The 18,841-nt window shown below is 70.0% G+C and carries 17 protein-coding genes and 1 pseudogene; 13 read left to right on the top strand and 5 right to left on the bottom strand.

Annotated features, from left to right (window positions below; all coding sequences use genetic code 11):
- Nucleotides 1–59 precede the first annotated feature (59 nt).
- Both cysD and GA0070561_RS03060 read left to right on the top strand, forming a co-directional pair.
- Nucleotides 60–971 carry a sulfate adenylyltransferase subunit CysD gene (gene cysD, locus GA0070561_RS03065; RefSeq protein WP_091394617.1) on the top strand — a complete coding sequence of 304 codons (912 nt, stop codon included), beginning with the start codon at nt 60–62 and terminating at the stop codon, nt 969–971.
- Nucleotides 971–2,266 (top strand): sulfate adenylyltransferase subunit 1, encoded by a 1,296-nt coding sequence (locus tag GA0070561_RS03060; protein ID WP_091394614.1) that lies wholly within the window; start codon nt 971–973, stop codon nt 2,264–2,266. The genes cysD and GA0070561_RS03060 overlap by 1 nt, the downstream gene beginning before the upstream one ends.
- A 311-nt stretch (nt 2,267–2,577) precedes the next feature.
- Here GA0070561_RS03060 and galK read toward each other — a convergent pair whose 3' ends face one another.
- The gene (gene galK / locus GA0070561_RS03055) at nt 2,578–3,747 is read right to left on the bottom strand and encodes a galactokinase (RefSeq protein WP_091394611.1); all 1,170 of its coding nucleotides are present in this window, start codon (nt 3,745–3,747) and stop codon (nt 2,578–2,580) included.
- Nucleotides 3,744–4,727 carry a UDP-glucose 4-epimerase GalE gene (gene galE / locus GA0070561_RS03050; protein WP_091394608.1) on the bottom strand — a complete coding sequence of 328 codons (984 nt, stop codon included), beginning with the start codon at nt 4,725–4,727 and terminating at the stop codon, nt 3,744–3,746. The genes galK and galE overlap by 4 nt, the downstream gene beginning before the upstream one ends.
- Nucleotides 4,728–4,922: 195 nt before the next feature.
- On the opposite strand from galE, the pseudogene GA0070561_RS03045 reads away from it, so the two are divergent.
- The 6 genes and pseudogenes from GA0070561_RS03045 to GA0070561_RS03020 all read left to right on the top strand — a co-directional run.
- Nucleotides 4,923–5,933: pseudogene (locus GA0070561_RS03045) on the top strand (hemolysin family protein); the annotation flags it as partial.
- A 225-nt stretch (nt 5,934–6,158) separates the two neighbouring features.
- Nucleotides 6,159–7,184: a tryptophan--tRNA ligase gene (gene trpS / locus GA0070561_RS03040; protein ID WP_091394605.1), complete on the top strand. Its 1,026-nt coding sequence runs from the start codon at nt 6,159–6,161 to the stop codon at nt 7,182–7,184.
- Nucleotides 7,185–7,251: 67 nt separating this feature from the next.
- Nucleotides 7,252–7,779, top strand: a complete 528-nt coding sequence (locus GA0070561_RS03035) for a 2'-5' RNA ligase family protein (RefSeq protein WP_091394601.1) — start codon at nt 7,252–7,254, stop codon at nt 7,777–7,779.
- Between the two features lie 109 nt (nt 7,780–7,888).
- Nucleotides 7,889–8,815 (top strand): YihY/virulence factor BrkB family protein, encoded by a 927-nt coding sequence (locus GA0070561_RS03030; protein ID WP_091394598.1) that lies wholly within the window; start codon nt 7,889–7,891, stop codon nt 8,813–8,815.
- Nucleotides 8,815–9,201 carry a GntR family transcriptional regulator gene (locus GA0070561_RS03025; protein ID WP_091394595.1) on the top strand — a complete coding sequence of 129 codons (387 nt, stop codon included), beginning with the start codon at nt 8,815–8,817 and terminating at the stop codon, nt 9,199–9,201. Before GA0070561_RS03030 ends, GA0070561_RS03025 begins: the two co-directional genes overlap by 1 nt.
- An 81-nt stretch (nt 9,202–9,282) precedes the next feature.
- Complete coding sequence (locus GA0070561_RS03020; protein ID WP_091394593.1) at nt 9,283–9,720, top strand: hypothetical protein; 438 nt, start codon at nt 9,283–9,285, stop codon at nt 9,718–9,720.
- Nucleotides 9,721–9,724: 4 nt separating this feature from the next.
- On the opposite strand, the gene GA0070561_RS03015 is transcribed toward GA0070561_RS03020, so the two are convergent.
- The 3 genes from GA0070561_RS03015 to GA0070561_RS03005 form a co-directional block, all read right to left on the bottom strand.
- Entirely contained in the window at nt 9,725–10,096 is a 372-nt protein-coding gene (locus GA0070561_RS03015; protein ID WP_091394590.1) for a VOC family protein, read from the bottom strand.
- 204 nt (nt 10,097–10,300) lie between these two features.
- The gene (locus GA0070561_RS03010) at nt 10,301–11,935 is read right to left on the bottom strand and encodes a glycoside hydrolase family 13 protein (RefSeq protein ID WP_091394587.1); all 1,635 of its coding nucleotides are present in this window, start codon (nt 11,933–11,935) and stop codon (nt 10,301–10,303) included.
- 32 nt (nt 11,936–11,967) lie between these two features.
- The gene (locus GA0070561_RS03005) at nt 11,968–13,014 is read right to left on the bottom strand and encodes a LacI family DNA-binding transcriptional regulator (protein ID WP_091394585.1); all 1,047 of its coding nucleotides are present in this window, start codon (nt 13,012–13,014) and stop codon (nt 11,968–11,970) included.
- 198 nt (nt 13,015–13,212) lie between these two features.
- Here GA0070561_RS03005 and GA0070561_RS03000 point away from each other — a divergent pair, with 198 nt between their 5' ends.
- From GA0070561_RS03000 to GA0070561_RS02980, 5 genes are all read left to right on the top strand, one after another.
- Complete coding sequence (locus GA0070561_RS03000) at nt 13,213–14,463, top strand: sugar ABC transporter substrate-binding protein (protein ID WP_091394582.1); 1,251 nt, start codon at nt 13,213–13,215, stop codon at nt 14,461–14,463.
- Nucleotides 14,463–16,103: an ABC transporter permease subunit gene (locus GA0070561_RS02995; RefSeq protein ID WP_091394579.1), complete on the top strand. Its 1,641-nt coding sequence runs from the start codon at nt 14,463–14,465 to the stop codon at nt 16,101–16,103. The genes GA0070561_RS03000 and GA0070561_RS02995 overlap by 1 nt, the downstream gene beginning before the upstream one ends.
- Complete coding sequence (locus GA0070561_RS02990) at nt 16,100–17,029, top strand: sugar ABC transporter permease (RefSeq protein WP_091394576.1); 930 nt, start codon at nt 16,100–16,102, stop codon at nt 17,027–17,029. The genes GA0070561_RS02995 and GA0070561_RS02990 overlap by 4 nt, the downstream gene beginning before the upstream one ends.
- Before the next feature lie 87 nt (nt 17,030–17,116).
- Nucleotides 17,117–17,458, top strand: a complete 342-nt coding sequence (locus GA0070561_RS02985) for a hypothetical protein (protein WP_091397247.1) — start codon at nt 17,117–17,119, stop codon at nt 17,456–17,458.
- 277 nt (nt 17,459–17,735) lie between these two features.
- On the top strand, nt 17,736–18,803 hold the full coding sequence (locus GA0070561_RS02980; protein ID WP_091394574.1) for a BMP family lipoprotein: 1,068 nt from the start codon (nt 17,736–17,738) through the stop codon (nt 18,801–18,803).
- Nucleotides 18,804–18,841: the final 38 nt, after the last annotated feature.

The following is an 18,841-nucleotide window of genomic DNA, read 5'->3' as shown; positions in this document are numbered from 1 at the left end:
TGACATGCCCGACCGGAAAGGTCTGGAAATCGGATGAGCGAGCGAATCGAGCCGGTGTCATGACCACCCCCGCGGCGTACCAGGTCTCCCACCTGGACGCCTTGGAAGCGGAGAGCATCTTCGTGATGCGCGAGGTGGTCGCCGAGATGGAACGCCCGGTGATGCTCTTCTCCGGTGGCAAGGACTCGATCGTCATGCTGCGGCTCGCGCAGAAGGCGTTCGCCCCGGCCAACGTCCCCTTCCCGGTCATGCACGTCGACACCGGGCACAACTTCCCCGAGGTCCTGGAATACCGCGACCAACGGGTCGCCGAGCTGGGGTTGCAACTCGTGGTGGCGAGCGTGCCGGAGGCCCTGGCCAGCGGCATGGTCCGGGAGTCCGGTGACGGCATGCGCAACCGGATCCAGACACCGGTGCTGCTGGACGCGGTGGAGAAGCACCGCTTCGACGCGCTGTTCGGTGGCGCCCGCCGGGACGAGGAGAAGGCCCGGGCGAAGGAGCGGGTGTTCAGCTTCCGCGACGAGTTCGGTCAGTGGGACCCGAAGAACCAGCGGCCGGAGCTGTGGTCGCTGTACAACGGCCGGCACCATCCGGGCGAGTCGATCCGGGTCTTCCCGCTGTCCAACTGGACCGAGCTGGACGTCTGGCACTACATCGCCCGGGAGCGCATCCCGCTGCCGTCGATCTACTACGCGCACGAGCGCGAGGTGATCGAGCGGGACGGCATGTTCTACGCCGTCAACGAGTTCTTCCGCCCCCGCGCGGGTGAGGAGCGGTTCAAGGCGCAGGTGCGCTACCGCACCGTCGGCGACGCCTCCTGCACCGCCGCGGTCCGTTCCGACGCGGACACCGTGGAGAAGGTCATCGAGGAGGTGGCGGCCACCCGGATCACCGAGCGCGGCGCCACCCGTGGTGACGACCGGGTCAGTGAGGCCGCCATGGAGGACCGCAAGCGGGAGGGCTACTTCTGATGAGCACCGAGATCGTGGCCCCGGCCCCCGAGGCGCGGGCGATGGACCTGCTGCGGTTCGCCACCGCCGGCAGCGTGGACGACGGGAAGTCGACCCTGATCGGGCGGCTGCTCTACGACACCAAGTCGCTCTTCACCGACCAGTTGGCCGCCGTGGAGGCGGTCAGCGCGGCCCGCGGTGACGAATACACCAACCTGGCGTTGCTCACCGACGGTCTGCGTGCCGAGCGGGAGCAGGGCATCACCATCGACGTGGCGTACCGGTACTTCGCCACCCCCCGGCGCAAGTTCATCATCGCCGACACCCCCGGCCACATCCAGTACACCCGCAACATGGTCACCGGAGCGTCGACCGCGGACCTGGCGTTGATCCTGGTGGACGCGCGCAAGGGTCTCGTCGAGCAGTCCCGCCGGCACGCGTTCCTCTGCTCCCTGCTGCGGGTGCCGCACCTGGTCCTCTGTGTCAACAAGATGGACCTGGTCGACTGGTCGCAGGAGGTCTACGAGCGGATCGCCGACGAGTTCACCGCGTTCGCGGCGAAGCTCGACGTACCGGACCTGACCGTGGTGCCGGTCTCCGCGTTGCGCGGCGACAACATCGTCACCCGGTCGGACAACATGCCCTGGTACGAGGGCCCGTCGCTGCTGCACCACCTGGAGCGGGTGCACATCGCCAGCGACCGCAACCTGGTCGACGTCCGGTTCCCGGTGCAGTACGTCATCCGTCCGCAGTCCACCACCGTCACCGACTACCGCGGCTACGCCGGCCAGGTCGCCTCCGGCGTGCTGAAGCCGGGTGACGAGGTGATGGTGCTGCCCTCCGGCTTCACCAGCCGGATCGCCGCCGTGGAGACCGCCGACGGGCCGGTCCCGGAGGCGTTCCCGCCCATGTCCGTGACGGTACGACTGGCCGACGAGATCGACATCTCGCGGGGTGACCTGATCTGCCGGCCGAACAACGCGCCGGCGGTGGCCCAGGACATCGAGGCGATGGTCTGCTGGATGGACGAGACGGCCCCGCTGCGGGTCGGCGCCCGGTACGCGATCAAGCACACCACCCGGTCGGCACGGGCGATCGTGCGCGGGCTGCACTATCGGCTGGACATCAACTCCCTGCACCGTGACGAGTCCGCCGACGAACTACGGCTCAACGAGATCGGCCGGGTGCGACTGCGCACGACGGTGCCGCTGCTGGCCGACGAGTACCGCCGTAACCGCACCACCGGCGGCTTCGTCATCATCGACGAGGCGACCAACCGCACGGTAGGCGCCGCCATGATCGTCGAAGCCAACTAACCCCAACCCACCGGCCCGCCCGCCGTCCCCTGCCCGCGCGCTGGCCGCCCGCGCCCGCCGCAGGCTCGCACGCCCGCAAGATCGCGCTCGATCCAGGAAATAGTGGCCTCGCCCATTGGGCGAGGCCACTATTTCCATGAACAAGCACGATCTCCATCCCCGCCTCCCGCCTGCCCCCTGCCTGCGGCGGGTGATCAAGAGGTTTGCGTCAGGATTCGGGCTCGAATTGACGCAAACCTCTTGATCACCGGCTGGAGCGGAGGTGGGCGGTGGGTGGAGCGGGGGTGCGGGGTGGGGTGGGGTGGGGTGGGTTAGGGCAGGCGGGTCGCGCCGGGGGAGGGGAGGACCGTCACGGTGCCGGGGGCGGTGAAACCTCGTTGCGCGTACGCGTCGGTCACAGCGGTTGCTACCGCGTCGGCACGGTCGGCCTCGATCAGCGCGAGCACGCAGCCGCCGAAGCCGCCGCCGGTCATCCGGGCACCGAGCGCACCTGCCGCCAACGCTGCCTCGACCGCGGTGTCGATCTCCGGCACGGTGATCTCGAAGTCGTCGCGCATCGAGACGTGGGAGGCTGTCAGCAGCGGGCCGATGTCGCGGACCCGGGCGGCGCGGAGCAGTGCCACCGTGTCCAGTACGCGCTGGTCCTCGGTCACCACGTGCCGGACCCGTCGCCGGGTCTCCTCGTCGTCGAGCCGCGCCATTGCGGCGTCGAGCTGGTCGACGCCCACGTCCCGCAGGGCGGTGACACCGAGCGCACTGGCCCCGGCCTCGCAGGAGCGGCGGCGGGCCGCGTACTCCCCGTCGGCGTGGCGGTGCGGTGCGCGGCTGTCGATGACCAGCACGGCCAGCCCGTCGGCGTCCAGGTCGAACGGGATGTGCTCGACCGACTCGTCGCGACAGTCCAGGAAGAGTGCGTGCCCAGCGCGGCAACGGATGGCCGCGGACTGGTCCATGATCCCCGTGGGCGCACCCACGTAGACGTTCTCCGCCCGCTGCGCCAACCGAGGTTGCAGTTCCGGGGCGAGCTTCAGCTCGCCGAGGTCGAGCAGGGCAGCCAGCACGGCCGATTCCAGCGCGGCCGAGGAGGAGAGCCCGGCGCCCAGCGGCACGTCGGAAGCGATCGCCAGCCGAGCACCCGGCACCGGGTGACCGGCCTCGCGCAGCGCCCAGACCACACCCGCGACGTACGCGCCCCAGCCGGTGACCCGCCCCGGCTCGGCGACGTCGTCCGCGCCGAAGGTGATCGCCTCGCCGGAGAGCTCGGACCAGGCCGTCCAGTGCTCCCCGTCCTGCCGGTCGGCCGCGACGACGGTGCGCATCGGCAGCGCGAACGGCAGCACGAAGCCTTCGTTGTAGTCGGTGTGCTCACCGATCAGGTTGACCCGCCCAGGGGCCGCCCAGCGGCCGGCAGCCTCGGCACCGAACTGCGCGGAGAAACCGGCCGCAGCCCGCTCGGCGACATCACCGCTCGGATGGGTCATGACTGCCCCAGGATGTGCGTGCGGTAGAACGCCCAGGCATCCCCGACCATGTCGTGCAGGGTCGGCTTCTGCGGCACCCAGCCCAGCTCGTCGCGGGCCAGCGCGGACGACGCGACCAACTCGGCCGGGTCGCCCTCGCGGCGCGGCGCGACCTCGACGGGCAGTTGGTGCCCGGTGACCTCGCGGACCACGTCGACGACCTGGCGGTTGGTGAAGCCGTTGCCGTTGCCCAGGTTGTAGATGCGGTGCTGACCGCCGGTGGCCGCGTCCAGCGCCAGCAGATGCGCGCGGGCCAGGTCGGCGACGTGGATGTAGTCGCGGACGCAGGTGCCGTCCACTGTGGGGTAGTCGTCCCCGAAGAGCTGGAGCTTTTCCCGCCGGCCGGCGGCGACGTCCAGCGCGATCGGGATCAGGTGCGTCTCCGGGTCGTGCCGCTCGCCCAGCGTGATGTCGCCGTCGAGGTGGGCGCCGGCCACGTTGAAGTAGCGCAGCGACACGGCGGCCAGCCCGTGCGCGATCGCCTCGGAGGTGAGTGCCATGTCGACGGCGAGTTTGGTGGCGCCGTACGTGTTGGTGGGTGCCTTGACCGCGTTTTCGGTGATGGGCAGCTCGGTGGGGTTGCCGTAGACGGCGGCGGTGGAGGAGAAGACCATCCGGGGCACCCCGGCGGCCCGGACCGCGTCGATCAGGGCGAGCGTGCCGATGGTGTTGTTGTGCCAGTACAGCTCCGGCTTGACCATCGACTCACCGGCGGCGATCAGGGCGGCGAAGTGCAGCACTCCGTCGAACCCGGCGTCCGCGGTGATGACCTGGGCGGCGTCGTGGATGGACGCCTCCACGTGGGTGGCGTCCGGGGCGAGGGCCTCGCGGTGGCCGGTGCGCAGGTCATCCAGGATGACCACCTGGTGACCCGCGTCCAGCAGCATCCGGGTCACCACGCTCCCGATGAAGCCGGCGCCCCCCGTGACGAGCAGTTTCACGTCGTTGCCTCCTGCCTGGCCCGCCCGGAACGTGGCCCTTCGGTGATCACACTAGGGCGGTGGCCGGCGCTCTCGCCGTCGCCACCGTCAACCCCATTCCATCATAATCTCTCACGATTAAACAGAGCCGAACATCTGTCCGCCGCTCCGCGTGATCCCCGGTGCGGTGGGCCCACGGTGTCTACCATCTCTGTCATGCGGGAAGCGGCCCGTACGGGGCTCCAGCGACACGCGCGGGCACACCCCCGCCGCGACCCTGGCCCGCTCGCCCGGGCCGTCGCCCGGGTGCTGGTTCGCGCTGCGGATGGCGCCACCCGACTCGTCACCGATCTGCTCGGGACCGGTCCGACGGCCGGCCGGGAGCACATCTCCGAGGCCGATCTGCGGGACCTGGTCGCGGCGAACACGGTGCTCGACCCGGACGAGCGACGGATCATCGACGAGGTCCTGGTGGCCGGTGCCAGTCTGATCCGCGAGGTGATGATGCCGCGCACCGAGGTGGTCTTCCTCCCGGCGCGGCTGACCATCGTCGAAGCCGCCCGACTGGTCCGCGCCGAAACGCACACCCGTTACCCGGTCACCGACGGCACGCACGACGACGTGGTCGGCTTCGTGCACCTCCGTGACGTGCTGCTGCGCCCGGACGCCGACCCGTGCCTCACCGTCGGCGAGTTGGCCCGGGAGGTGAAGCGGCTCCCGGGCAGCAAACGGGTGCTCGCCGCGCTGACCGAGATGCGCCGGGAGGGTCAGCACCTCGCGGTGGTGGTCGACGAGTACGGCGGCACGGCCGGGATCGTCACCCTGGAGGACCTCATCGAGGAGTTGATCGGCGAGATCCACGACGAGTACGACGCCACCCCGGACCCGGTGCACGCCGGCCTGCCCGCCGTGGTGGACGGCCGCCTCAACCTCGCTGACTTCGCCGAGCGCACCGGGGTGGCACTACCCGCCGGACCGTACGAGACAGTGGGCGGGTTCGTCATGGCCGCGCTGGGCCGGCTCCCGGTGACCGGCGACGAGGTGCCGGTGCCGGGTGAGCCCGCCGAGGTCGGCGCGTCCGATCCGGCCGAGCTGCCGGCCGGCTGGCTGCTGCGGGTGCTCACGTTGGACGGCCGCCGGGTGGCCCGACTCGCCGTCTCCGCCGCCCGCACCGAGCAGCACCGCGAGCAGAGCACCGAGCCGGGCCGCGAGCAGAGCACCGAGCCGGGCACCGGGCGGCGCCGCCAGTACGACTCCGAGTCGGCCTCGGCGGGCGGCCCCGAGCCTGCCCGGGAGGCGATGGCGGGGCAGCACCGCCGGGTCGCGGTCGGGCCGACGCGCCGGGTGGGCGCGGGCGAACCACGCGAGGTCAGCACCCCGGCACCGGCGGGCCGGAGCCGACCCGCCGGCCCGTCATGACGGACCGGGTTGCTTGCTGACAGAATTATCGCCATGTCCGACGTTCCCGCCCGGCCCCGCGTCTTCTCCGGCATCCAGCCGACAGCCGACTCGTTCCACCTCGGCAACTATCTCGGCGCGGTGCGGCACTGGGTGGCGCTACAGGACACCCACGACGCGTTCTACTGCGTGGTGGACCTGCACGCCATCACCGCGGGGCACGATCCGGCGGTGCTGCGCCAGCGGACCCGGGTGGCCGCGGCCCAGCTCTTCGCGGTCGGGCTCGACCCGGAACGCAGCACCCTGTTCGTCCAGTCGCAGGTGCCCGAGCACCCGCAGCTGGCCTGGGTGCTCGGCTGCATCACCGGCTTCGGCGAGGCCAGCCGGATGACCCAGTTCAAGGACAAGTCGCAGAAGCAGGGCAACGAGCGGGCCAGCGTCGGGCTGTTCACCTATCCGGTCCTCCAGGCCGCCGACATCCTGCTCTACCAGGCCAACGCGGTCCCGGTCGGCGAGGACCAGCGCCAGCACCTGGAGCTCTCCCGGGATCTGGCCCAGCGCTTCAACTCGCTGTTCGGCGCGACTTTCACGGTGCCCGCGCCGCACATCGTCAAGGACACTGCCAAGATCACCGACCTGCAGGACCCGACCGCGAAGATGTCGAAGTCGTCGTCCTCGCCGGCCGGCATCATCGACCTTCTCGACGATCCGGCCCGGTCCGCGAAGAAGATCCGTTCGGCGGTGACCGACACCGGTCGGGAGATCGTCTTCGACGCCGAGACCAAGCCGGGTGTGTCCAACCTGTTGACCATCTACTCGGCGCTCAGCGGCCGCAGCATCGACGAGCTGGTGGCCGCGTACGCGGGCCGTGGCTACGGCGATCTGAAGAAGGAGCTGGCCGAGGTGGTGACGGACTTCGTCCGGCCGATCCAGGAGCGCACCCGCGCCTACCTTGACGATCCGGCGCAGTTGGACAAGCTGCTCGCGGCCGGCGCGGAGAAGGCCCGTGCGGTGGCCGCGACGACCCTGCGGTCCGCGTACGAGCGGGTCGGGTTCTTCCCGCCCGTGCGCGGCGAGTAGCTCCGCGGTACAGGTGGACGGCTCGGTGGTCGGAGGGGCGGCGCGAAGCGTGGATCGCAGTGGCGGGATGCCGCCGACCGGCGACACCATCCAGATCGGCATCGCGGTGGACATCCCCGAGCCGTGGGGTGCCCTGCTCACCAGGCGGCGGGTCGAGGCCGGTGATCCGCTGGCGGTGCCCGCGCACGTGACGTTGCTCGGGCCCACCGAGATCCGGACGGCCAACCTGCCGGCGGTCGAGCGGCACCTGGCCGCCGTCGCCGCCGCGCACCTGCCGTTCACGCTGCACCTGCGGGGCACCGGCACGTTCCGTCCGGTCACCCAGGTGGTGTTCGTCGCGGTGGCCGCCGGGATCAGTGAGTGCGAGCTGCTGGCCGCGGCCATCGCCGCGGCGCCGGGCCTGCACCGCGAGCTCCGGTTCCCGTACCATCCGCACGTCACAGTGGCTCAGGACGTGGCACCGGAGGCCCTGGACAAGGTGTACGAGGATCTGGCCGACTTCTCCGCGATGTTCGAGGTCGACGGGTTCACCCTCTTCTCGCACAGCGGGCAGGCCAGGTGGCAGCCGCGTCGGGACTTCTGCCTCGGCAACTGAAGCGCCGGCAACCGAACCGCCAGCACCTGAAGCACCGGCGACGCGCCGGCCGGCGAGCATCGGGAGCCGGTTGCCACTACAGCGGTGGGAGATCGGCGAGGATGATCGCGTGAACGTGATCGGCCGGATCGAGGCGGGCATCGACCGCTGGGTGAGCGCCGCGCGCCACCGGTCGGGGCTCTTCGATCATGTGTGGCGGGCCGGCGTGCTGTACGGCGAGGTGCTCGCCGGCCGGTTGGCCGCCGCCATCGCCTACTACGGCTTCTTCGCCGTGTTCGCCCTCGCCCTGGTCGCGTTCTCCATCTTCGGGGCGATCCTGGAGGACAACGACGAGGTCAGCGCGGCGGCGGCCGACTTCCTCAAGGAGAATCTGCCGTTCCTGGACGCCGAGCAGATCGCCAACTCCAGCGGCACCGTCGGTGTGGTCGGCCTGGTCATCCTGGTCTTCACCGGAATCGGTTGGGTCGAGGCCATCCGGTCCTCGCAGCGGTTGATGTACTCGCTTAACCAGCAGCCGGGCAATCTGGTGGTGCGGCGGCTCGTCGACCTGGGCGTGATGATCGGCGTCTTCGTGCTGCTCGGCGTCTCGGTAGCGGCGGTGGACGCGTTGGAGTCGCTGCTGCGTTTCCTGCTGCGCAGCACCGGTTCGGTGGGTCTGACCACCATCAGCGCGGTGCTCAGCGTGCTGGTCAACACCGTGCTCGCCACCGCGTTGCTGCTGGCCGTGCCCCGGCTGCGGATGAGCCGCTCCCGGCTGCGCCCGGTGGTGGTGCTGGTGGCGATCGGCATCACGCTGCTGAACACCGTCGGGCGGTACTACGTGGTGCGGACCGAGCGGAACCCGGCGTACACCGTGGTGGCCGGCGCCGTCGGTCTGCTGCTCTACCTCTACCTGCTCAACCAGTTGGTGCTGTTCGGTGCGGCGCTCCTGGCGACCAGCAACAACGGCCGAGTGGTGGACCTGGCGGAAACCCCCGCCCCACCGAAGGATGTCGACGAGGGCATCGACCCCGGTACGCCGGGCGGTGCGGGCTGATGACGGAAGGCGCGCAGGTGCTGATCTCGGTCGACCCGGACTCGTCGGTGCCCCCGTACGAACAGGTGCGCGTGCAGCTCGCCGAGCTGATCGGCGACGGCCGGTTGCCGGTGGGCAGCCGACTGCCCACCGTGCGGCAGCTCGCCGCCGACCTGCGGTTGGCCGCGAACACGGTGGCCCGCGCCTATCGGGAGCTGGAGGCGGCCGGGCTGCTGGAGACCCGGGGGCGCAACGGGACCTTCGTCGCCCCCGGGCGGGACGACGCCGTCGACCGGTTGCAGCGGGCGGCGGCCGGCTACGCGGCGGAGGCGGCCCGGCTCGGCGTACCGCCGGCCACCGCGCTCGCCCTGGTCCGCGCCGCACTGGACGCGGTCCGCCCCGGCTGACCGGCCGCCGATCGACCGTCGGACGGGCGATAACTGAGCAGAACGGCGTCGCCGCTCGCGTTCGCGGACCATGATGAGCCAGTGGGCGCACTCATGACACTGGACCTGCCGGCGGACTCACCGCTCCTCGGCCTGCCATGGATCATCACTTTCGGTCCGCTCGGTGATCTCGACGAGTGGGAGCCGGTGGTCTGCGGGCCGTACGAGCGACCGCACGCGTTGGCCCTGGCCGAGGCGGTGGTGGCCGAGGAGCAGTTGATGGCCGTGGTGGAGCCGTTGCTGCCGGCGCTGTCCGCCGACGAGATCCGCAGCGAGATCGCCGCCGCGCAGGTTGCCGCCGAGGACGAGGCCCGCCAGGTGGAGGGGGCCGACCTGTACGGGGACTTCGAGGACGTGATCGACGAGGAGTTGGACGCGGCAGCCGACGAGGCCGGCCACGGTGAGCCCGCCGAACCGCCGGACGAGGCAGAGGTACGCGCCGGCTTCACCCGGATCGCGGCGTTGCTCACCGCGAAGTGAGACGTCAGCGGGTCGGCGCGCGGTCCAGCACGCAGAACTCGTTGCCCTCGGGGTCGGCGAGCACAGTGAAGTGTTCGGCTCCGGTCTGCCCGACGTCGACCTGCTGCGCACCGAGGCTCAGCAGCCGCCGTACCTCGGACTGGGGGTCGGTGTCCGCGACCAGGTCGAGGTGCAGCCGGTTCTTGCCCCGCTTGGCGGTGCCCGAGCCCTGCAACCACACGGTGGGCGCGGCGGCGGACGGCTGCCCCGGCGGCCGGAGCATCGCGCTGCCGTCGTCGCCCTTCTCGACCTCGTAGCCGAGCGCCGCGGACCAGAACGAGACCATCAGGTCCAGGTCCTCGACGTCGAGCGTGCACTGGGCGATCCGTACCACCATGGGGTCACCTCCGTAGTGATGGTGCCCGATTCCGTACCCCGGCATCTGCGGACCTAACCACCGGCGGCACGGACACCGGCGCCACACGGAGCGGACTCCGCGTGGCGCCGGTGGCACCTCACCCCCCACCACAAGGGGCCGGTAGCCCAGTCGCCCGTCGGCGCGGGGCACGACGAACGACCAGGTCGAGAACGAGTTACCCGTTCAGCGCCGTTCCAACCAGACTGCCGCGTCAATTGGCAGCAGCTGGCCGGAGCCCTGTTCGGTGAGCTCGTCGCTGGCGACGAGCGGCTGACCGTACCCGTCGATCAGGACCGGCGCGCCGCTGAAGTTGACCACGCAGGTCAGCACGGTCGAGCCGGCGGAGCGGGAGAAGGCCAGCACGCCCGGCTCGCTCTCCCGCCAGGTGACACCGTCGGCGTCGAGGGCGAGCGCGGGATGAACGTGGCGGATCCGTAGCGCGGTCCGATACAGCTCCAGGGTCGAGCCGGGCACGCCGGTCTGCGCCGTGACGGACAGCGCCTGCCAGAGCGCCGGAGCGGGTAGCCAGCTCAGCTCACTGCCGGCCGGCCCGAAACCGTACGGGGCCAGTTCGCCGCTCCACGGGATGGGCACCCGGCAGCCGTCGCGGCTCTCGCCGGTGCGCAGGAACGCCGGATCCTGGCGCAGCTCGTCGGGGAGGTCGAGAACCTCCGGCAGGCCCAGTTCCTCGCCCTGGTAGAGGTAGGCGCAGCCGGGCAGGGCGAGCATCAGCAGGCTGGCGGCCCGGGCTCGGCGCAGCCCTTCGACGCCGTCGCCGTACCGGGTGACGTGCCGCTGCTTGTCGTGGTTGGACAGCACCCAGGTGGTCGGCGCTCCGACGACTGTCGCCTCGGCCAGCGTGGTGTCGATCACCTTGCGGAACGAGTCGGCCGACCAGGTGGCGTCGAGGAAGTCGAAGCTGAACGCCTGGTGCAACTCGTCCGGGCCGATGTAGCGGGCCAGGCGCTGTGGCGTCTCGGCCCACGCCTCGGCGACCGCCATCCGACCGCCCGGGTAGCTGTCCAGGATGGGCCGCCAGGCCCGGTAGATCTCGTGCACCTCGTCCTGGTCGAAGTACGGCAGTCGGCCCTTGCCGAGCAGTTCGACCTGGCGCTGGCCTGTGGTCGCCGAGCTGAAGCCGACGTCCGGCAGCCCTTCCGCCTTGATCATGCCGTGCGCCACGTCGACGCGGAATCCGTCCACGCCCCGGTCCAGCCAGAACCGCAGCACGTCCTCGAACTCGGCGCGGACCTCCGGGTGACGCCAGTTCAGGTCCGGCTGCGACGGGTCGAACAGGTGCAGATACCACTGACCGTCAGCGATCCGGGTCCAGGCGGGGCCGCCGAAGATGCTCTCCCAGTCGTTCGGGGGCAACTCGCCGTGCGCGCCCTGACCGTCGGCGAAGAGGTAGCGGGCCCGCTCCGGTGAGCCGGGGCCGGCGGCGAGCGCCGCGGTGAACCAGTGGTGCGCGCTGGAGGTGTGGTTGGGCACCAGGTCGACGATGATCCGCAGGCCGTGGGCGTGCGCGTCGGTGATCATCGCGTCGAAGTCGGCGAGGGTGCCGAACATCGGGTCGACGTCCCGGTAGTCGGCCACGTCGTACCCGCCGTCGATCATCGGCGAGGTGTAGAAGGGGGTCAGCCAGAGCGCGTCCACCCCGAGGTCGCGCAGGTACGGCAGGCGCTGCCGGATGCCCTGGAGGTCGCCGGTGCCGTCGCCGTCGCTGTCGGCGAAGCTGCGGACGTACACCTGATAGACGACCGCGGAGCGCCACCAGTCGTCGTCGGTGGCGTGCAGCGGGATGGCGGTGCTGATCATTCGAGCAATATGCCGGCCCGCCTCTGCAAGAGTCAAGCAGATCTTGCGTAAGACAGGCGTGCGGAACTCGGCGCGACAGCTGTGGAGCCGCGCACCACCAGCTCCGGGCGGAACAGGTACTCCGAGTGCGGGGCACCGTGCCCGTTGATCTCGTCCACCAGGGCGCGGACCGCGGCCACCGCCATCGCCGTGACCGGTTGCCGCATGGTGGTCAGCGGCGGGTCGGTGAAGGCCATCAGCGGGGAATCGTCGTAGCCGACCACGGAGAGGCCCTCGGGGACGTCGAGGCCGCGTTGGCGGGCGGCCCGGATCGCGCCGAGCGCCATCAGGTCGGAGCCGCAGACCACACCGGTGACGCCGCGGTCCAGCAGGCGGCCGGCCGCCGCCTCGCCACCCTCCACTCCGAACAGTGACAGCTCGGCGAGCGGGCCCAGGTCGGCTTCGGCGACGCCGGCCAGCCGGGTCATCGCGGAGCGCCAGCCGGCCACCTTGCGCTGCACCGGGACGAACCGGTCCGGGCCGGTGATCAGGCCGATCCGTCGGTGTCCGAGGGCGACCAGGTGGGCGACGGCCAGTTCGGCCGCCTCCCGGTCGTCGCAGGAGACGAAGGGCGCGCCGATGCTGGGCACGTACCCGTTGATCATCACGACCGGCAACGGCCGGGCGAGCAGTGCCCGGTAGCGGTCGTGGTTGGCGGCCGTGTCGGCGTGCAGGCCGGAGACGAAGACGATCCCGGAGACCTGCCGGTCCAGCAGCATCTCCACGTACTCGTCCTCGGTCACGCCGCCGGCGGTCTGGGTGCAGAGCACCGGGGTGAACCCGCTCTGCGCCAGAGTGGACTCGATGACCTGGGCGAAGGCGGGGAAGATCGGGTTGTCCAGCTCCGGCACCACCAGGCCGACCAGCCCGGCGCTGCGCTTACGCAGCCGGGCCGGGCGCTCGTACCCGAGCACGTCGAGGGCGGTGAGGACGGCCTGCCGGGTCTCCGGGGCCACGCCGGGGCGGTCGTTGAGCACCCGCGACACCGTGGCCTCGCTGACTTCGGCCTGCTGGGCGATGTCGGACAGTCGAGCGCGCATGGCGGCACTTTAGCCCACCGGCAAGTTCTTGCGGGGTGCCTTGCAAGCCCTTCCATTACTTGCAACGTCTTGCTAACGTCCCCGCAACATGCGAGAGCAGCGGCGCAGCATCCATGCGCCGGTTGGCAAGAACTTCCAGAGTTTCCACTGGCGGGCCGCCCTTCCCCCGGCGGACCCGCCATGACGACAGGAGCACCGATGCGCATCCGTACCGCGGGTGTGGTCGCCCTCTTCGCCCTGGCGCTCGCCGCCTCAGGCTGCGGTGGCGACAGCGACGAGCCGGCCGCGAAGGACACCCCCAAGGCCGCCGGCGGCAAACTGGTGATCTGGGCGGACGACAAGCGGACCGCCGCCCTCAAGCCGTTCGTCGAGAAGTTCGGCCAGGAGAACGGCGTCACCGTCGAGGTCCAGGCCGTCCCGAACGAGGACCTTCAGAACAACTTCGTGACCGTGTCGAGCCAGGGCGGCGGCCCGGACGTGGTGATCGGCGCGCACGACTGGATCGGCAACCTGGTCCAGAACGGTGCCATCGACCCGGTGCAGCTGTCCGACGAGCAGAAGGCCGCCTTCAACGAGACCGCCGTCAAGGCCGTCACGTTCAACGGCCAGCTCTACGGCGTGCCCTACGCCCAGGAGAACCTGGCGCTGATCCGCAACACCGAGCTGGCCCCCGAGGCACCGAAGACGATCGAGGACCTGGTCGCCACCGGCAAGCAGCTCAAGGCGCAGAAGAAGGTCACCGAGACGCTCTGCCTCCAGGTCGGCCAGAAGGGCGACGCGTACCACATCTACCCGCTGTACACCTCGGCCGGCGGTTACCTCTTCGGCACCACCGCGAACGGCGACTACGACCCGAAGGACCTGGGCGTGGGCAAGCCGGAGTCGATCGCCGCGTTCAAGAAGATCGCCGCGCTCGGCGAGAAGGGCGAGGGCGTGCTGAAGCGCTCGATCGCCGACACCAACTCGACCGCTACCTTCACCGGCAAGAAGTGCGCCTTCCTGGTCTCCGGGCCGTGGGCCACCGCCGACGTGAAGAAGGCCGGCATCACGTACGACGTCTCCGCCGTTCCCGGCTTCGCCGGCGGCAAGGCGGCCGCGCCGTTCGTTGGCGTCCAGTCCTTCTACGTGGCGGCCAAGGGCAAGAACAAGGCTCTCGCCCAGGAGTTCGTCGCCAACTACGTCACCACGCCGGAGCTGGCCGTGGCGCTCTACCAGGCCGACCCGCGCCCGCCGGCGCTGAACGCCGCGCTGGACCAGGTCAAGAGCAGCGACCCGGACCTGGCCAAGTTCATCGAGGCCGGCAAGAACGGCCAGGTGCTCCCGGCCATCCCGGCCATGGCCGCGATCTGGGACCCGTTCGGCAAGGCCGAGGCCGCCGTCATCGGCGGCGCCGACCCGACCAGCACGGTTACCGCGGCCGGCAAGACGATCGCCGGTTCGATCAAGTAATGAGCACACCGCTGTCCGGCCCGGGGTCTGTCCAGCAGGCCCCGGGCCGGGGGCCCGTCCGCACCGGGTCCCCGCGCACCTCCCGTACCGCGCGGAACCACGCGCCGATCACCGCGGCTGGCCTCGTCGCGAAGGTGATCCTGCTCGGCCTGGTGGCCGGGATCGCGATCTGGGCGGCCTTCCCGCTCGTGGCGGCCGAGATGTGGGGCGGGCTGGCGGTGCTGGTGCTGACCACCACCGCACTGTTCTATCTGTACCTGGGCCGCCGGCACGTCCCGGCGAAGTACCTCATCCCCGGCACGCTCTTCCTGATCGCCTTCCAGGTCGTGCCGGTGCTCTACACCGCGAGCACTGCCTTCACCAACTTCGGCGACGGCCACCGGGGCAGCAAGGACGACGCGATCGTCGCGATCCAGAGCTCCTCGGTCAAGCAGGTCCCGGGGTCCACCCAGTACCCGTTGTCGGTCGCCACCAAGGGCGACCCGGCCACCGGCGCCCTGGTCTTCCTGATCACCAAGCCAGGAACCGACACGGTCTCCGTCGGCGACGCCAAAGGCCTTCGCCCGCTCGATCCCGGCGCGGCCACCGTCGGCCCCGGCGGGAAGGTCACCGCGGCCGACGGCTACACCGTGCTGAACTTCGGCCAGGCCAGCGCCCGCAGCAAGGACATCACGGATCTGGTGGTGCCGACCGCCGGAGGCGCGCTGCGCTCCTCCGGCCTGTCCCGGGCGTACGAGGGCAAGGCCGTCCGGGCGTACGACGCCGGCTGCGACTGCGTCAAGGACAGCGACAGCGGCAGGACCTGGACCGCGGACGGCGAGGTCGGCGCGTTCGTCGCCGCCGACGGCGAGCGGCTGGCCCAGGGTTGGAAGGTGAACGTCGGGCTGTCCAACTTCACCCGGGTGCTCACCGACGAGCGGATCTCCGGGCCGTTCCTCGGCACGCTGATCTGGAACTTCGCCTTCGCCATCGGCTCCACCGGCGGCACGTTCATCCTCGGCATGTTGATCGCCCTGGCGTTGCACTCGCCCCGAATGCGGGGCACCAACCTCTACCGGATGTTGCTGATCCTGCCGTACGCCATGCCGTCCTTCGCGATGCTGCTGGTCTGGCGGGACATGTTCAACACCGACTTCGGGCTGATCAACAATCTGTTCGGGCTCAGCGTCGACTGGTTCGGGCAGGACTGGTCGGCCCGCGCCGCGGTGATCCTGGTGCAGCTCTGGCTCGGCTACCCGTACATGTTCCTGGTGGCCACCGGCGCACTACAGGCCATCCCACGGGAGTTGACAGAGGCCACCTCGGTCGACGGGGCGTCGCGCTGGCAGTCGTTCCGGGCGGTCACCCTGCCGCTGCTGCTGGTCGCGCTCTCGCCGCTGCTGATCTCGTCGTTCGCGTTCAACTTCAACAACTTCAACGCGATCTACCTGACCACCGAGGGCGCGCCGTTCCCGGCGGACAACCCCAGCAACGGTGCCACCGACCTGCTGATCACCTACACCTACCGGCTGGCGTTCGGTGGACAGGCCGCACAGTTCGGCTTCGCCGCGGCCATCTCGCTGTTCATCTTCGCCATCGTCGCGGTGGTGTCGGCGGTCAGCTTCCGGCGGACCCGCCAACAGGAGGAGGTGTATGCATGACCATGCTCACCGGCGCCGCCGTCACGGGCGGCGCGAACGGCCCGGCGGCGGTCAACCGCAACGCGGGCAGGCGTAAGAAGCGATGGTTCGCCGAGGTCGGCTGGCGGCACCTGGTCGGCCTGCTCGGCGTGCTGTTCAGTCTCTTTCCGCTCGTGTTCGTCGTCTCTGCGGCGCTCAATCCGCTCGGCACCCTGTCGTCCACCGAGTTGGTGCCGACCGGCGGGGTGTCGTTGGAGAACTTCGGGGATCTGTTCGCGCGCACCGGGTTCGCTGACTGGTTTCTGAACTCGCTGCTCATCGCCGGTGGGGCCGCGTTCGCCTCGGTCTTCCTCTCCGCGCTCGCGGCGTACGCCTTCTCCCGGATGCGGTTTCAGGGGCGACGGGTGGGGTTGCTGTCACTGCTGTTGATCCAGATGTTCCCGCAGTTCCTGGCGATCGTTGCGATCTTCCTGATCTTCGGCACGATCACCGACCTGTGGCCGGCCATCGGCTTCAACACCCCGTGGGGTCTGTTGCTGCTCTACCTGGGTGGCGCGCTGGGCGTGAACACCTGGCTGATGAAGGGCTTCTTCGACACCCTGCCCCGGGAGCTGGACGAGTCGGCCACCGTGGACGGCGCCTCACACGCCCAGGTCTTCTTCCGGATCATGCTGCCGTTGGTGGCGCCGATCCTCGCGGTGACCGGGCTGCTCGCCTTCATCAACACCATCAACGAGTTCCTGATGGCGAGCGTCTTCCTCACCGACACGGACGCCAAGACCCTCGCGGTCGGCATGCGGGGCATGTTGCAGGGCGGCGAGCGGAACACCAACTTCGGGATCTTCGCGGCCGGCACCCTGCTGACCGCGATCCCGACGGTGCTGGTCTTCCAGTTCCTCCAGCGGTACATCGTCTCCGGCCTCACCTCCGGCGCCGTGAAGGGATAGGTCGTCGACGGTGGCCGGGCGACCTGGACGCGCCGACCGGCCCACCCCACTACTACAAAGTGTCGTTGATGGGGGAGGATGGGCGGCGTGGAAGCACTCCGACTCATCCTTCTCTACGTCCATCTGATCGGGTTCGCCCTGCTGCTCGGTGGCTCGATCGCCCAGTACGCCAGCGGTCGTCTGCGGATCAACCCGGCCATGCTGTGGGGCGCGGTGATCCAGTTGCTGACCGGGCTCGGCCTCTCCGCGCCGCTGCGCGACGGCGACGAGCCGGCGCCGGCAAAACTTGTGACGAAGTTGGTGATCGCGCTGCTGATCTTCGTCATGGTCTTCTTCTCCCGGAAGCGGGACGTGGTCAACCGTGGTCATTTCCTCGCGATCGTCGGCCTGACCCTGGTCAACGCGGCGGTCGCGGTCTTTTGGCGGTAACGTCCGAGGAGGAAAACGCCTCCAGAAAACGGACGTTGCGGACGCCATGGCGCTCGGTTACCAGCACGAAGAGTGACTTGCCCCACGCAAGGGTTACACCCGGGTAACAGGCGCTCAACAGTCGTGCACGATTGTCGGCCGGTGGGTGGACGCGGGCGTACGCTCCCGTCCGTAACGTGGGACAGCCGGCGGCACACCCGCAGGTCGGCTGATGGGCTGCCACCGCACAAGGCGCGGTGTGCAATGGGAAGGAGACGTCTTGCGCTCGGTGCGTGGGATGCGGATCGCCTCGATCTTCGCGGTGGGTGGGCTCGCGCTCACCGCCGCCGCTTGTGGCGAGGCGCCCAAGGATGACAACAACGCCGGCAGTGGCGCCAAGAAGTTCAGCGCCTGCATGGTGACCGACGTCGGCGGCATCGACGACAAGTCGTTCAACGCTTCGGCCTGGAAGGGCCTGCAGGAGGCCAAGGCCGCCAACGACAACATCGACATCAAGTACGTCGCGTCGAAGGCCGAGGCCGACTACGAGCCGAACCTGACGCAGTTCGTCAACCAGAAGTGCGACTTCATCCTGGCGGTCGGTGGCCTGATGGGCGACGCCACCTCGAAGATCGCGAAGGCGAACCCGAACCAGCAGTTCGGCATCGTCGACGCGAACCCGGGTGACGCCAACGTCTACCCGATGCAGTTCGACACCGCCCAGGCCGCGTTCCAGGCCGGCTACCTGGCGGCCGGGATGAGCAAGAGCGGCAAGGTCGGCACCTACGGTGCCGTGCCGATCCCGCCGGTGACCATCTTCATGGACGGTTTCGTCGACGGTGTGAAGTACTTCAACACCACCAAGGGCAAGAACGTCCAGGCCCTGGGCTGGAACAAGGAGACCCAGAAGGGCTCCTTCTCCAACGCCTTCGACAAGCAGGACGAGGGCAAGAAGGTCTCCGACGCGCTGGTCGCCCAGGGCGCGGACATCATCATGCCGGTCGCCGGCGGCTCCGGCCTCGGCACCACCGCCGCCGCCAAGGCGTCGGGTGGCAAGTACAGCACCATCTGGGTGGACGTCGACGGCTGCGAGAGCACCCCGGACTGCTCCGCGATCGTGACCACCGTGGTCAAGAACATCCCGGAGGCCGTCAAGGAGGCCGTGGTCAAGGCCGCCGGTGGCGAGAAGCTGGAGGCCAAGCCGGGCTTCGTCGGCACCCTGGCCAACACCGGTGTCTCGATCGCCCCGTACCACGACTTCGACAGCAAGGTTCCGGCCGAGCTGAAGGCCGAGGTCGACAAGATCAAGGCGGACATCGCCGCTGGCACCATCACCGTCACCTCGAAGGCCCAGCCGACCAAGTGACAACCGGCCGGCCGCTCCGGTGAGATCATCGGGGGGTC

This window comes from Micromonospora saelicesensis (assembly GCF_900091575.1).
GTDB lineage: Bacteria > Actinomycetota > Actinomycetes > Mycobacteriales > Micromonosporaceae > Micromonospora > Micromonospora saelicesensis.
The sequence above is the reverse complement of the archived record's forward strand: the minus strand, read 5'-3'. Positions and strand labels throughout refer to the sequence as shown.

Bases quoted from the DNA above. Each gene is read 5' to 3' on its own strand.
- cysD (WP_091394617.1), top strand. From the start codon at position 60: ATGACCACCCCCGCGGCGTACCAGGTCTCCCACCTGGACGCCTTGGAA.
- GA0070561_RS03000 (WP_091394582.1), top strand. From the start codon at position 13,213: ATGCGCATCCGTACCGCGGGTGTGGTCGCCCTCTTCGCCCTGGCGCTC.
- GA0070561_RS02990 (WP_091394576.1), top strand. From the start codon at position 16,100: ATGACCATGCTCACCGGCGCCGCCGTCACGGGCGGCGCGAACGGCCCG.
- trpS (WP_091394605.1), top strand. From the start codon at position 6,159: ATGTCCGACGTTCCCGCCCGGCCCCGCGTCTTCTCCGGCATCCAGCCG.
- GA0070561_RS02995 (WP_091394579.1), top strand. From the start codon at position 14,463: ATGAGCACACCGCTGTCCGGCCCGGGGTCTGTCCAGCAGGCCCCGGGC.
- GA0070561_RS03025 (WP_091394595.1), top strand. From the start codon at position 8,815: ATGACGGAAGGCGCGCAGGTGCTGATCTCGGTCGACCCGGACTCGTCG.
- GA0070561_RS03010 (WP_091394587.1), bottom strand. From the start codon at position 11,935: ATGATCAGCACCGCCATCCCGCTGCACGCCACCGACGACGACTGGTGG.
- GA0070561_RS03005 (WP_091394585.1), bottom strand. From the start codon at position 13,014: ATGCGCGCTCGACTGTCCGACATCGCCCAGCAGGCCGAAGTCAGCGAG.
- GA0070561_RS03035 (WP_091394601.1), top strand. From the start codon at position 7,252: ATGCCGCCGACCGGCGACACCATCCAGATCGGCATCGCGGTGGACATC.
- galK (WP_091394611.1), bottom strand. From the start codon at position 3,747: ATGACCCATCCGAGCGGTGATGTCGCCGAGCGGGCTGCGGCCGGTTTC.
- GA0070561_RS03060 (WP_091394614.1), top strand. From the start codon at position 971: ATGAGCACCGAGATCGTGGCCCCGGCCCCCGAGGCGCGGGCGATGGAC.
- GA0070561_RS03015 (WP_091394590.1), bottom strand. From the start codon at position 10,096: ATGGTGGTACGGATCGCCCAGTGCACGCTCGACGTCGAGGACCTGGAC.
- GA0070561_RS02980 (WP_091394574.1), top strand. From the start codon at position 17,736: ATGCGGATCGCCTCGATCTTCGCGGTGGGTGGGCTCGCGCTCACCGCC.